The sequence below is a fragment of the Cupriavidus pauculus genome, assembly GCF_008801835.1.
Classification (GTDB): domain Bacteria; phylum Pseudomonadota; class Gammaproteobacteria; order Burkholderiales; family Burkholderiaceae; genus Cupriavidus; species Cupriavidus pauculus.
Genome location: NZ_VZOW01000005.1, coordinates 282,409 through 295,747 on the forward strand (window position 1 = coordinate 282,409; position 13,339 = coordinate 295,747).

At 66.0% G+C, this 13,339-nt stretch carries 11 protein-coding genes and 2 pseudogenes; 6 read left to right on the top strand and 7 right to left on the bottom strand.

Annotated features, from left to right (window positions below; genetic code table 11):
* Positions 1-41: 41 nt before the first annotated feature.
* The 4 genes from F7R19_RS08875 to F7R19_RS08890 all read left to right on the top strand — a co-directional run bounded on the left by F7R19_RS08875 (position 42) and on the right by F7R19_RS08890 (position 3,561).
* Positions 42-935 carry an amidohydrolase family protein gene (locus F7R19_RS08875; RefSeq protein ID WP_150980003.1) on the top strand — a complete coding sequence of 298 codons (894 nt, stop codon included), beginning with the start codon at positions 42-44 and terminating at the stop codon, positions 933-935.
* A 69-nt stretch (positions 936-1,004) separates the two neighbouring features.
* The gene (locus F7R19_RS08880; RefSeq protein WP_407648897.1) at positions 1,005-1,991 is read left to right on the top strand and encodes a Bug family tripartite tricarboxylate transporter substrate binding protein; all 987 of its coding nucleotides are present in this window, start codon (positions 1,005-1,007) and stop codon (positions 1,989-1,991) included.
* A gap of 9 nt (positions 1,992-2,000) precedes the next feature.
* Entirely contained in the window at positions 2,001-2,996 is a 996-nt protein-coding gene (locus F7R19_RS08885; protein ID WP_150980004.1) for a D-2-hydroxyacid dehydrogenase, read from the top strand.
* A 112-nt stretch (positions 2,997-3,108) separates the two neighbouring features.
* Entirely contained in the window at positions 3,109-3,561 is a 453-nt protein-coding gene (locus F7R19_RS08890) for a response regulator (RefSeq protein ID WP_223506078.1), read from the top strand.
* A gap of 41 nt (positions 3,562-3,602) precedes the next feature.
* Here F7R19_RS08890 and F7R19_RS08895 read toward each other — a convergent pair.
* Positions 3,603-4,240: pseudogene (locus F7R19_RS08895) on the bottom strand (HD domain-containing protein).
* Positions 4,241-4,351: 111 nt separating this feature from the next.
* Between F7R19_RS08895 and F7R19_RS08900 the strand changes: the two are divergent.
* Positions 4,352-5,342: pseudogene (locus tag F7R19_RS08900) on the top strand (GlxA family transcriptional regulator).
* A 50-nt stretch (positions 5,343-5,392) separates the two neighbouring features.
* On the opposite strand, the gene lpdA reads toward F7R19_RS08900, so the two are convergent.
* From lpdA to F7R19_RS08925, 5 genes are all read right to left on the bottom strand, one after another.
* Entirely contained in the window at positions 5,393-7,225 is a 1,833-nt protein-coding gene (lpdA, locus tag F7R19_RS08905; protein WP_150980005.1) for a dihydrolipoyl dehydrogenase, read from the bottom strand.
* A gap of 154 nt (positions 7,226-7,379) precedes the next feature.
* Positions 7,380-8,126, bottom strand: a complete 747-nt coding sequence (locus F7R19_RS08910) for an SDR family NAD(P)-dependent oxidoreductase (protein ID WP_150980006.1) — start codon at positions 8,124-8,126, stop codon at positions 7,380-7,382.
* Between the two features lie 230 nt (positions 8,127-8,356).
* Entirely contained in the window at positions 8,357-9,487 is a 1,131-nt protein-coding gene (locus tag F7R19_RS08915) for an NAD(P)H-dependent flavin oxidoreductase (RefSeq protein ID WP_170292575.1), read from the bottom strand.
* A gap of 21 nt (positions 9,488-9,508) precedes the next feature.
* A complete protein-coding gene (locus tag F7R19_RS08920) occupies positions 9,509-10,669 on the bottom strand; it encodes a YbfB/YjiJ family MFS transporter (protein ID WP_223506080.1) in 1,161 nt (386 codons plus the stop codon).
* Positions 10,662-11,549, bottom strand: coding sequence for a LysR substrate-binding domain-containing protein (locus F7R19_RS08925; RefSeq protein ID WP_150980007.1), 888 nt, complete (start codon positions 11,547-11,549; stop codon positions 10,662-10,664). Before F7R19_RS08925 ends, F7R19_RS08920 begins: the two co-directional genes overlap by 8 nt.
* 193 nt (positions 11,550-11,742) lie before the next feature.
* Here F7R19_RS08925 and F7R19_RS08930 point away from each other — a divergent pair, with 193 nt between their 5' ends.
* Complete coding sequence (locus F7R19_RS08930) at positions 11,743-12,207, top strand: RidA family protein (RefSeq protein ID WP_150980008.1); 465 nt, start codon at positions 11,743-11,745, stop codon at positions 12,205-12,207.
* Between the two features lie 19 nt (positions 12,208-12,226).
* Here F7R19_RS08930 and F7R19_RS08935 read toward each other — a convergent pair whose 3' ends face one another.
* Positions 12,227-13,138: a LysR family transcriptional regulator gene (locus F7R19_RS08935; protein ID WP_061958000.1), complete on the bottom strand. Its 912-nt coding sequence runs from the start codon at positions 13,136-13,138 to the stop codon at positions 12,227-12,229.
* Between the last annotated feature and the right edge of the window lie 201 nt (positions 13,139-13,339).

Here is a 13,339-nt window from a genome sequence, read left to right on the forward strand (position 1 = left end):
TCGACTTCCATCCTGCCGCAATCGGCAAAGCGAGAACCGCCATGACACGTCCCTGCCTGCCACCGCTGCCCGTTGCGGTGGCTCCCGCATTCCGCGCACCGGCCGGCGCGTGCGACAGCCACGCCCATGTTTTTGGTCCGTTTGCACGGTATCCGCTGGCCGCAGACCGCAGCTACACGCCTGCCGAACATCCCGCAGACGCCTTTATCGCGCACCTCGACGAACTGGGCCTGACGCGCGGCGTGCTGGTCACCGCCAGCGCCAGCGGCACCGACAACAGCGTGGTGATCGATGCGCTGCGCCAATACCCCGAACGCCTGCGCGGCATCGCGGTGCCTGCGCCCGATATTGCCGACGCACAGCTCGACGCCTGGCACGATGCCGGCGTGCGCGGCGTGCGCTTCAACCTGTACCAGCTGGCCGGCCACGCGGTGTATCGCAACGGCGTCGGCATCGATGTGCTGGAGTCGCTGGCGCCGCGTCTCCGGGCACGCGGCTGGCATGCGCAGATCTGGATCCATGCGCCCGATCTCGTGGAACTCGGGCCCCGCCTGAAGGCATTGCGACTGCCGCTGGTAATCGACCACATGGGCCGCATGGCCACGGCGCGCGGCGCGCACGACCCGGGCTTCCAGACCCTTTGCGCAATGTTGGCCGAGGGCGTGGCGTGGACCAAGATTTCCGGCGCGGACCGGCTGCAGCCGGCCGGCGCGCCGTATCGCGAAGTCGATCCCTTTGTCGCGGCGCTGATGGCGGCCAACGCGGAACAGGTGGTGTGGGGATCGGACTGGCCGCATATCAACTACTTCGAAACGGCGCAGATGCCCGATGACGGCGCACTGTTCAACCTGCTGGCGCGCTGGCTGCCTGACGACGCGGATCGGCAGCGCGTGCTAGTGAGCAATCCCGCGCGGCTGTACGACTTTCCGGCCTGACGAGGCCGCGCGCCTTCAACCGCGCACGAAGCGAACACAAACATAACCATAAACGGAACGGAGACATCCATGAACAACCTTGCCCCACGATGGATTCGTGCGCGCCGGCTGCTGACCGGCGTGATGATGGCCGCGCTGGCGCACGGCGTGGCCGCGCATGCCCAGGAGTATCCCGCCAAGCCGGTGCGCGTGGTGGTGGCATTCACCGCGGGCGGCACCACGGACATGCTGGCGCGCAGCGTCAGCCAACAGATGGCGCAGCGCTTCAAGCAGTCGTTCGTCGTCGACAACCGCCCCGGCGCGGGTGGCAACATCGGTACCGAATTCGTGGTGCGCGCGCCGGCTGATGGCTACACGTTGCTGGTGAACTCGGTCGGGCCGATTTCGATCAACCAGACGCTCTACAAGAAACTCAACTACGATCCGCTGACCGATCTGGTGCCCGTGGTGCAGATCGCCGATGTCCCCAATGTGCTGGTGGTGCATCCATCGCTGCCGGTAAAGAACTTCGACGAATTCGTCGCGTATGCCAAGGCCAACCCGGGCAAGCTCAACTACAGCTCCACTGGCGTGGGCACGTCGTCGCATCTGTCCGGGTTCATGCTGACCGAACGTATCGGCACGCAGGCCACGCACATCCCGTACAAGGGCGCCGATGCGTTGAACGACCTGCTGTCGGGTCGCGTGCAGTTCATGTTTGCCACCATTCCGTCGGTGATGGCGCATATCCAGGCCGGCAAGCTGCGCGCACTGGCGGTGTCCAGCGCCAAGCGCTCGCGCTCGCTGCCCGATGTCCCAACGGTGGCCGAGAAAGGCTTCCCCGGCTTTGCTGCGGGATCCTGGTTCGGCTTCTTTGCGCCCAAGGGCACGCCCGCCGATGTGATTGCCAAGCTGAATCAGGCTGTCAACGACGCGCTGCCGTCGTTGCAGGCGCAGATGATTCGCGAGGGCGCGGATCCCGTGGGGGGATCGCCGAAGCAATTTGGCGATTTCACGCGCGCGGAGTATGTCAAATGGAAAGCCGTGGTGAAAGCCTCCGGCGCGACTGTCGATTGAGTGATCGCCATGCCTGAACCCTTGCGCATCCTGCTGTCGCCATCCACGCTGCACGCGCATCGCGCGGAGATTGACGCCGTGCTGCACGGGCAACCGTGGCAGCCGGTCAGCGTGCCCGACGTGGACGACCCGCGCGCCGTGGACGCCGAGGTGGCGTTTGTCTCGCGCGATGTCACCGGGCTGTCGACCAAGCACGAAATCCAGCCCGGCACGCAGCGCTTCTATACGGCGATGCTCGAGGCGCCTTCGTTGCGGTGGGTGCATACGCATTCGGCCGGCGCGGACCGCGCCATCTTTGGCCAGTTGCGGCAGCGTGGCGTGAGCGTGACCACGTCGTCGGGCGCCAATGCGGGCGTCGTGGCGCAAACCGCGCTGGCGGGGTTGCTCGCGCTGGCGCGTCATTTTCCGCAACTGATCGAGGCGCAGCGCCAGCAGCGCTGGGCGCCGTTGATCGGCAGCGGCCTGCCACGCGACCTGCAGGGACAGCACGCCGTGATCGTCGGCTGGGGTCCGATCGGCCAACAGATCGGTAGCGTGCTGCGCGTGCTGGGGCTGTCGGTGACAGCGGTCAGGCAGCATGCCGCACCGGCTGGCGACGGCATCGCATCGATCGGGTTCGAACAGTTGCCCGCGGTGCTGCCGCGCACCGATTGGCTGATCCTGGCGTGTCCGCTGACGGATCGCACACGCGGTCTGATCGATGCCCGCGCGATGGCGCTGCTGCCGGCCGGTGCAAGGCTCATCAACGTGGCGCGCGGCGAGGTCGTCGACGAAGACGCACTGATCGGCGCCTTGCGCAGTGGGCATTTGGGCGGCGCGTACCTCGATGTGTACGCGCATGAGCCGCTGGCTCCGACGTCGCCGCTCTGGACGCTGCCCAACGTCATCGCCACGCCGCATAGCGCGGGGTTCTCCGATGGCAACGCGGCGCGCGTGGTCGAGATCTTCCTGGACAACCTGCGCAGGTGGCGGCAGGGCGAACCGCTGCGCAACCGCGTGGGTTGAGCCTCAAATTCCGACGTTTCAGCCGATACTTGCGGAAATTTCCGTAACCTGCGCGCGGCCACGGCCTTCACAATAACGAGATCGTCCGAATGCCTTCCTGGATCTCGCTGCCGTGTCCGCAACCCCTTCCACCCCTGCCCAGCCTTGCGCCAACCACCGCGCGCCTTTGCCGCGCATCGTGCTGGCGGAGGATCATCCCGTCTGCCTGTTCGTGATGGCACATCAACTTCGCACGATCGGCGGCTGCGACCTCGTGGCGTGTGAGGACGGCAAGCAGGCGTGGGCCGCGCTGCAGCACGGCGCGTCATTGCTGCTGACCGATCTCGATCTGCCCGGCATGGACGGCTTTGCATTGGCGCGCGCCGTGCGCGAGACGGAGCAGGGCGCGCGCGACGGACGCAGCAGCGCGGGCGCACAAGCCAGCCGGATGCCGATCGTGGCGATCAGCGCCACCGTCGATGCGGCGCGGAAGCGCGCCTGCCGTGCGGCCGGCATCGACCTGCTGCTGCGCAAGCCACCCAGCGAGGAAATGCTGGCGTCGGTGCTGCGTCGCTACGTGGGCTGATATCGCGCGCGCCGTACCCGTTGGCAGGCGCGCCAGGCGCATCAGCCTTTCCAGGCCGATTGCCGGATCACACTGCAGAAATTGCCGTGATGGAAATGCGGCTCCTTGTCGGCGATGACATCAGCCTTGACATTGCCAAACGTGGTTTCGGGCTTGTGCCGGATGCCGTTGTAGAACGCCTCGATGATGTCTTCCTTGAAATGCGCGGGGCGCGGGTGCGCGTGAACGACGCTGTCGCGGTCGGCATCGGCAAAGTTGTCGTAGCGAATGCCAAGCACATCCATTTCGACGCCGGCGGTAACCAGTGCGATCTCGGGCGCCATGAATTCCGGAATGCCGGGCGTGGTGTGCAGCGCAATAGCCAGACCTTTTCCACTTCGCGCTCGCCGATGCCGCGGCTGCGCAGGAAATCGGCCGCCACGTTCGCGCCATCCACTTCGAAGCGCTTGTCATGACTGCTGTGCGCGGGCATGAGGCCCATGTCGTGAAACATCGCGCCGGCATACAGCAGTTCCGCATCGTAGTGCAGGGCGCGACGCTGGCCGGTCAGCGCCGCCCAGTAGTAGACGCGGCTGGAATGATGAAACAGCAGCGGCGACTCGGTATCGCGCACGAGTTCGGTGATTTCGCGGGCCAACTGGCTGTCTGGAATGGCGATGTCGCCAACGGTGAAACGCATGATCGGCTCCTGTTCGGTTCGGGTTAAATTGAGTATGGCTTGCGGGTAGGATGTCTCCAAACGTCGTGATACGATGAATTGGGACATTCCAGGTAAAACGGGACATTAGTCATGCGTGCGGTCAGAAATATCGGTCTGCTGGCGGTGGAAGGGGTTCAGTTGCTGGACGTATCGGGCCCGCTGGATGTGTTTGCCGAGGCCAATATTCAGGCCGGCGCAGAGGTGTATCGTCCGGTCGTCATTGCGCCGCGCCGCGGGCCGTTGCGTGCCTCGTCGGGCGTCCGGCTTCTGCCCGATGTTGCGATCGACGACGATCCGGATGCGCACCGGCTGCCGCGCCTGCACACGCTGCTGGTGGCGGGTGCGCCACACATCGGCGATACAGCGCCGCCGGCGCCGCTTGTAGGGTGGTTACGGCGCACCGCGCCCACCACGCGGCGTTTCGGGTCAGTGTGCAGCGGCGCCTTTTTGCTGGCCGAGGCGGGCCTGCTTGACGGCAGACGCATCACCACGCATTGGGCCGTCGCGCAGGCGCTGGCCGAGCGGTTCCCGAAGATCGCAGTCGATGCGGATGCGATTCATGTGCGCGACGGCAAGGTGCGCACCGCGGCTGGCGTCACAGCCGGAATGGATTTGGCGCTGGCGTTGGTCGAGGAAGATCTTGGCCGCGAGATTGCGTTGAGGGTCGCCAGTCAGCTCGTGATGTTCTTCAAGCGCCCGGGCGGGCAGACGCAATTTATCCGGCGCGAAGTGCCAGCCGCGGTGAACCGGTCCGCGCTGCAGGCGTTGCAGCGCTGGGTAGCGGCGAATCCGGCGATGCCGCATGACGTGCCGAGCCTGGCGGCGCGCATCGGTGTCAGCGCGCGCCATCTCTCGCGGCTGTTTCAGGAAGACGTCGGCGTTACGCCCGCTAGCTGGGTCGAGGCCGCGCGGATTTCGGCGGCGCGGGAATTGCTCGAAGACGGCGCGCTGGCGCCCAAGCAGGTTGCAGCCAGCCGAATGTGGATTCTCCAGCGTGGATACCCTGCGGCGCGCTTTCCTGCGCGTGGTGGGCGTCACGCCTGCCGACTACCGCAAGCGCCACGCCGCAGGTTTGAGCTGACAGGGGCCGCGCCGCCGCCCGCGCCGGCGAGCGACGGATGCGCCGGCCGCCTACATGTTCAGCGCCCGCTTCTGCACGGCCAGTGCGGCTTCGCGCATCACTTCGGATAGCGACGGGTGCGGGTGGCTGATGATGCCGATGTCCTCGGACGCGGCCTTGAATTCCAGCGCCGCCACGCCTTCGGCGATCAGGTCCGATGCGTTGGCCGAAATGATATGCACGCCCAGCAGTTCATCGGTGCTGGCGTCGGCAATCATCTTCACGAAGCCCTCTGGCCGGCCCAGGCCCAGCGCGCGTCCATTGGCGGACATCGGGAACTGACCGGTGCGATAGGCGCGGCCCTCGGCTTTCAATTGCGCTTCGGTCTTGCCTACCCAGGCGATCTCGGGCTCGGTGTAGATCACCCATGGAATGCAGTTGTAATCGATATGCGGCTTCTGGCCATCGATCACCTCGGCCACCATCACGCCTTCGTCTTCGGCCTTGTGCGCCAGCATCGGGCCGCGCACCACGTCGCCGATCGCATAGATGCCCGGCGTCGATGTGCGGCACTGATCGTCCACGGGAATGAAGCCGCGCGCGTCGGTGGCAAGTCCTACGGCGTCCAGCCCCAGGTCATCGGTATTCGGCACCCGCCCGATCGATACGATCAGGCGGTCGGCATCGAGCTTCTGGTCTGCGCCGGTCTTGTCCTTGTAGGCAGTGCTGACGCCTTTGGCGGTGGTGCTTACCTCGCCGATGTTGACGCCCAGATGGATCGTCAGTCCCTGCTTGGCGAATTGCTTGGCTGCCTCGCGCGCGATCGACTCGTCCACGGCGCCGAGAAAGGTGGGGAGCGCCTCCAATATCGTCACTTCGGACCCGAGGCGACGCCAGACCGATCCCAGCTCCAGCCCGATCACGCCCGCGCCGATCACGGCAAGCTTCTTTGGCACGGAATCGAAGGAAAGCGCGCCTTCGTTGTCCGCCACGATCCTGTTGTCGACCGGCACGTTGGGCAGATGGCGTGCCTTGGATCCCGTGGCGACGATCACATTGCGCGCCGTGTAGGGCTTGGCGGCGCCACCTTCGTTGGCCTCGACCTCGATGACGCCGTCAGCGCGACGGCCCTTGAGCTTGCCATGTCCCTTGATCCACGTGACCTTGTTCTTGCGGAACAGGAACTCGACGCCGCCCGTGAACTTGTCGACGATCGCGGCCTTGCGCTTGATCATCTGCGCCAGATCCAGCGTCACGCCTTTCACCTGAACGCCGTGTTCGGCCAACCCGTGCTTGGCTTGCTCGAAATGCTCGGACGACGCCAGCAGCGCCTTGCTTGGAATGCAGCCGACATTGAGGCACGTACCGCCGAGCCGCGGCTTGCCGGCCGGATCCTTCCATTCCTCGATGCAGGCCACGCTCTTGCCAAGCTGCGCAGCGCGGATTGCCGCGATGTACCCGCCGGGGCCCGAGCCGACCACGATCACATCGAAATCGGCTTGGGCAGACGCGGGTGCGCCGCCGGTGGTGACGGGCGCGGATGCTGGGGCGGAGGCATAGGTGGAGACCGATGCGGCCGCAGGAGCAGGTGTCGGCTTTGCGGCAGGTGCCGGGGCCGGTTTGGAGGCTGCAGCGGATGGTGCGGGTGCGGCGCTTGCCTTGCCTTCGGTATCGACCACGGCGATGACTTCGTCGGCATGCACCGTCGCGCCGTCCGGCTGCACGATCTTTGCCAGCACGCCATCGGCGGGACTGGGCACTTCCAGCGTTACCTTGTCCGTCTCCAGTTCCACCAGGATTTCGTCGCGTTTGACGGCCTCGCCGGCTTGCTTCTTCCACTGGATCAGCGTGGCCTCCGAAACGGATTCGGAGAGCTGGGGCACCTTCACTTCAATCGCGGCCATGTGCGTTCCTCTGCAGGGTTGTCGAGTGGCGAAAACTTCCAGTCTAGGTGAGCTCGTCGACACGCATGGGCGCGGAATAAGAGGGTTTACCCTCGGTCGCCGCGCCGGTGCCGCATTGGCGCTGCCGGCACGGCCCCGGGCGGGTGGGCAGCGCTCAGTGCCCGGCGCTCTGGCCGCCGTCGACGTGCAGGATTTCCCCGGTCACAAACGGGGCCGATTCCAGGAACTGCACGGCGTTGACGATATCGCTCATCTCACCCATATGGCCCATCGGGTGCAGCTGGCCCAGCGCCTCGTGCGTTTCGGGCGCATGCATGGGCGACTTGATGATGCCGGGCGAGACAGCGTTCACGCGGATACCGCGCCTGGCGTATTCGATCGCCAGCGACTTGGTGGCAGCATTGATGCCGCCCTTGGTCAGCGATGCCAGCACCGACGGCACGCCGTCGATGGCGTGGTCGACCAGGCTCGTGGTGATGCTGACGACGTGTCCGCCGCCTTGCTTTTCCATTTGCGCCACGGCCAGTTGGGTGATCTGGAAGAAGCCGGCCAGATTGACGCCGACCTTGGTGGCGAAGTCTTCCGCGGTGTAAGCCGTGAACGGCTTGGCGATAAAGACGCCGGCGTTGTTCACCAGCGTGTCGACACGGCCGAACGCTTCGATGGCCTGCGCGACGACCCGGCGCGCGGTGTCGGGATCGGCAATGTCGCCGGGCACGGCAAGCACGCCGGCGTCGTCGGCCTGGCGAATGCTGCGCGCCGTGGCGACGACGCGGTAGCCGCGTTCACGATATGCCTTGACCAGTTCCGCGCCGATGCCCTGCGATGCGCCAGTGACGATCGCGACCTTCTGCGTGGCCTGGGGGTGCTGGGTGGATTGGGTGGTTTGCGTTGTGCTCATGATGAACCTCTCGTATCTGGATTGACCTTGGCGTTTGCGCCAATCGAACCAACGTGGTCGATGGAGGCAAATCTAGGTGAGTCCAGCGCGGCGGTGAACGGCCGCGGAGCACAAACAGTTATGCGTGGCAGTAACAAATGCCTGGCAACGGCATTCGCGCAGCCACGCCGATCAGCCCGGCGACGCGGCCGGGCTTTCCATCAATAATCGGGTGGTAAATGCGTGGGCGATCAGCGCAATGTGCCGCGCAACGCCGTCAGCGCGTCGATGGCCTGCGCGAGTTCCTGCGTCAGCGTGGCGACCATTTCGGCGGCCGGCAGCGCGCGCGCCAGCGGCACCGCCTGGCCTGCCCATTGCGCGGCAAAGTCCGCCGATCCGCGCGCCTTGGCCGCAGTATGCAGTGCCTTGCCAGCGTCGTAGGCAATCGGGTAGTCCGGCATCGACGGCGCGCCGGGCGCAGTGCCCAACGCCGTGAAGCGATTGGAGAAGCCTCGCGCGGCGCGCCCGGATATCGCCGTGGTCAATGTGGTGGGCGGGGTATGGCCTGAAGTCAGCGCGGCGCGATACGCGGCATCGGCGGCGGTCTCCGGACACGCCACGAACGCGGTGCCCATTTGCGCCGCGTGCGCGCCAAGTACCAGCGCGGCCGCAATGCCCGCGCCGTCCATGATGCCGCCTGCGGCGATGACAGGCAGCGAGGTTTCGCGCGCCAGCACACGAACCAGCGCCATGGTGCCAAGGCCTTCGTCCTGCTGCTTGGGGTCGAATACGCCGCGATGCCCACCAGCTTCCACGCCTTGCGCCACGATGGCGTCGATGCCCGCCGCCTCGATCAGCCGCGCTTCGGCCAGCGTCGTCGCGGAGGCCATCAGGAAGATGCCGGCGTCGTGCAGTGCCTGGATCTTGCCGGCGTCCGGCAGCCCGAAATGAAAACTGACGACTGCGGGCTTTTCTTCCAGAAGCATCTGCAGCATTGCCTCGTCGGTCTGGAACGACTGATAGATCTCGCGCAGCGACGCCGGCGGTGTGGCGCCGAATTCCGCGAACACTGAAGCCAGATAGCCGAGCCATGCGCCTTCACGCGCGGGATCGGCCTGCGCCGGGCTGTGGCAGAAGAAGTTCACGTGAAACGGGCCGGCAGTCAGGGCGCGCGTGTCCTGGATGGCGGTGCGCGCGGCTGCCGCATCCATCGCGCCCAGGCCGAGCGATCCGAGTCCGCCGGCGTTGGTGACGGCCGCTGCCAGCGCGGGCGTGCTGACGCCGGCCATGGGCGCCTGGATGATTGGCGTCGACATGCCCAGGCGCGACAGGAACGACGGCATGGATTGGGTGAATGGCACGGACTGAGCGGGTAGGGTCATTTGCGGTCTCCGTTGGAAAGGTTAGATCTCGCACAGGCTGGCTGCCAGCAGCAGCGACGCCGCGGCAATTTCCAGTGGCAGATTGAAGTCATGTCCGCCGTGCATGAGCGCCGTGGATGCCAGCGGCCCGACGATCTGGCCGACGCCGTAGGCCGCCGTCATCACGGCAAACAGATTGAAGCGCACCTTGTGGGCGAGCCGGCGAGCAGCCGGCGCGGCAATGGTGACGGTGCCCATGAAAGTGCCGCCCACCAGTATCGCGCTGGCCAGATACGCTGGCGCGGTGTGGCTCAGCGCGGGCATTACCACACCAACGGCCTGTACCACGAGGTTGCACTGCATCGCACGTTGCGTGCCAAGCCGTTCGTGGATGGCATGCCAGAGGAAGCATGACGGCGCGGCACCGAGCCCGAACGCCGCCCAGATGTGGATCGGATCGATCTGGCCCAGCGCGTCGCGCACGAATAGCGGCAGATACGTGGCGGTGATGATGTAGCCGAATCCGGCCAGGCCGTAGCTGGCAATCAGCGGCCACGGGCCGATGCCCGGGCCGGCCGTCGCATGCGCTGCGGCTGCCGCGACGTCGTCGGTACGTGCGGGCAGGCGTAGGGTTTGCCAACCCAACGCGGACAGCGTGGCGCCGCCAGCGGCCAGCGCCAGCCAGATCGTCAAGCTGTGCCAGTGCGCAAGGTTGCCCATCGCGATCAACTCCGCGGACACCACAATGCCGAGGCCGACGCCGGAAAACATCAGCGGCGCGCCGTGATGCTGTGCCCGAATCTGCAGCAGCCAGATGGCGGAACATACCAGCGCCAGCGCACTGAGCACCCCGGCCAGAAACCGCACGCCGATCAACACCGCGGCGGGCGCTGGCAGCGCCAGCGCGGCAAGGCATGCCACCGTGCCTGCCAGAGCGATCCGCGACCAGCGGCTGGCGCTGACGTGGGGGATCCGCGCGGCAAGCAGCGCGCCCAGCAGATAGCCCGCATAGTTGGCCGACGCGGCGAGCGACCCTGTGGCGACGGACATCGTGCCGTCGCGCACCATCAGGGGATACATGCCGGTGAATGCGAAGCGGCCAAAGCCCATCGCGACGGCCAGCGCGAGTGCAGCGGCCATCGCTTCGCGCCAGGACGACGAGGCCGGTGAAGCGGACACGCGCATCGAATCGACGTCAGCCACGGCGCATCTCCTTGAGGAAGGCATCGAAGGCCAGCGTGGAGAAGCCCGCGCGGCGGATCAGATAAGTGTGAACGGTGCGCACCGGCACGGTCTGGAGGTCGGACACCTCGCGCTGCAACGCCAGAAGCGAACGCGGCACGATGCCCACCGCGGTGCCGGCCGAAACGCTGGCCAGGATCGCGTGATAGGAGGGCATTTCTTGCACTGCAAGATGCCGGCGCGCATCGTCCGCGCCCTGGGCCAGCCATTGCTCGGCCACGCCGCGATAGGTGCAGCCGCGCGCGAAGACGGCCAGTTGCCGCACGCGCAGATCGTCGGGCGATCGCACCTTCGGATGATTGGCGGGCAGTACCAGCACCAGCGCCTCACTGAACAGCCACGTGCCTTCCAATCCCGGTCCCAGGTCCGCCATGTCGGCCTCGCGCGCGGGGGCGGTGCCGGGATGCGCCACCAGTGCGCAATCGATACGGTGATTGAGCACTGCATCGACCAGCGCAGCGGTGGTGCCGGTCTGGATCTCGACCCCAACCTCGGGCCACGCCGCGTGATAGCGTCCCAGCGGCTTGGGCAGGCGCGCGGCCGCCGTGCTTTCCATGGCGCCGATGCGCAGCTTGCCGCTGGGACCATCGCCGCGCATCGACTGGCGCGCTTCTTCGGCCAGCGCAAGCAGGCGGTCGGCGTAACCGAGCAGCCGCTGGCCCTCGGGCGTGAGCGTCATGCGCTTGCTGTCGCGATGAAACAGCTCCACGCCAAGATCGCTTTCCAGTTGCTTGATGCGTGTGGTGACGTTGGACTGAGCGCGCTCCAGCGTGCGCGCCGCGCGCGTGACGCTTTGCTCGGCCGCCACGGCGCGGAAAATTTCAAGTTCGGCAAGTTCCATGAGCGTCCGGCTGGTGAATCAAGTCATTCTAAAAAGAGAATGAGATTGGATAAACGATATTATTTTAGGAATGATAGTCGAAATGGAACGGCCATGCTTGTTCCACGATGTATCAAGTCATGTTCCTGGCGCCGATTGGTGTGCGGGTGGTGTGCGGCTACAGTCGGAAGCAGGCTATCCAGGGGAGACGTTGATGACCATTGAATCGAAGCTCGCTGCACGCGGCCTGACGCTGCCATCGCCGCCGCAACCGCTGGGCAGTTATACGGCAGTCAGCCGCGCCAGCGACCTGCTGTTCGTTTCCGGCCAGTTGCCGTTGCGCGATGGCAAGGTGGTGTGGAGTGGACAGGTTGGCAAGGACCTCAGCGTCGCCGAGGGCAAACAGGCGGCGGAACTTGCGGCGCTCAATGTGCTGGCGCAGATCCACGCTTACCTGGGCGGATTCGAACGGCTGGACCATATCGTCCGGCTGGAGGGGCATGTGACAAGCGCGCCGGGTATGCTTGATCAGCCCGCGGTGCTGGACGGTGCGTCAGACCTGTTTGCGCAGGTGCTGGGAGACAAGGCTGGCCACGCGCGCGCCGCGTATTCGGCAACGCAGCAGCCCGGCAATGCAGCGGTGATCCTGGTGGTGATCGCGCAGATCAAAGGCGACTGAACCGCTGCGCGCCGACGTTCTACGCCGAAAACTTCTCGACGAGAAAGTCGACCAGCGCGCGCACGCGCCGCGACACATGGCGCGCATGCGGGTAAAGCAGAACGAACGGGCGGGTGCTGCCGCCGTATTGCTGCAGTACTTCCACCAGCGTACCGTCGCGCAGATCGTGCTCCACGACGAAGCGGTAGGTCTGGAACAGACCCGCCCCGGCGCGCGCCAGCGTGGCGCCCCCGAGCGCATCCTCGGACGTGCCGTATGCGCCGCTGGTCAGGATGTCGATGTCCTGCCCATCCTGCCGGAATGTCCACGCGATGCGACGTCCGCTGCTGGGCCGCTCGAACTGGATGCATTGATGCGTGGCTAGATCGTCCAGCGTGGCGGGCGTGCCGTGGCGCCTCAGGTAGGCGGGCGTCGCCACCACCACCATTTCGGCGTCTTCCAGCTTGCGGGCGATCAGCGTGGAATCGTCCGGCGCGCGGCCGCGCACCGAGAGGTCGTAAGTGTCGTCGGCAAAATCTACATTGCGATTGCTGATATGCACGTCGATATCGACTTCCGGATAGCGTTCGCGAAACTCTGGCAATACGGGCAGCACGCGGTAATGCGCATAGGGCGTGGGTAGGCTCACGCGCAGTCGCCCGGCCGGCGTGGCGTGCTGGCCGCTGATCTGGCGTTCCGCATCGACCAGTTGCGCCAGCGCCTGGCGGCTTTCCTCGAAATACGCGCGGCCCTCGTCGGTCAGTCGGATCTGGCGGGTGGTGCGGACAAAGAGCCTGACTCCCAGCCGTTCCTCCAGACGCTGCACGCTGCGGCTCACCGCGGCTGGCGTCACACCGGCGGCTGCGGCCGCGGCGGTGAAACTGCTCAGTTCGGCCGCCATACAGAACAGTTCGATGCTGCCAAGCTGAAGATCGTCGAATTGGCGCTTCATATCGGTGGCGTTGAAAGGTTGCGCCGCAGGCCTTGCGATAGCCGCGGCTGCGAAATGATCGTCGGCCCTGTGGCAAACGACAAGCGAAATTCAAACGGCCGACTGCGCGGAGCGATGTCCGGCCGAGGCCACGTTCGGAAGATTCCGCATCGTATCGCGCCTCGCTTGCTATGCTGAAGTGATCAACCAGCACTCTAGGGG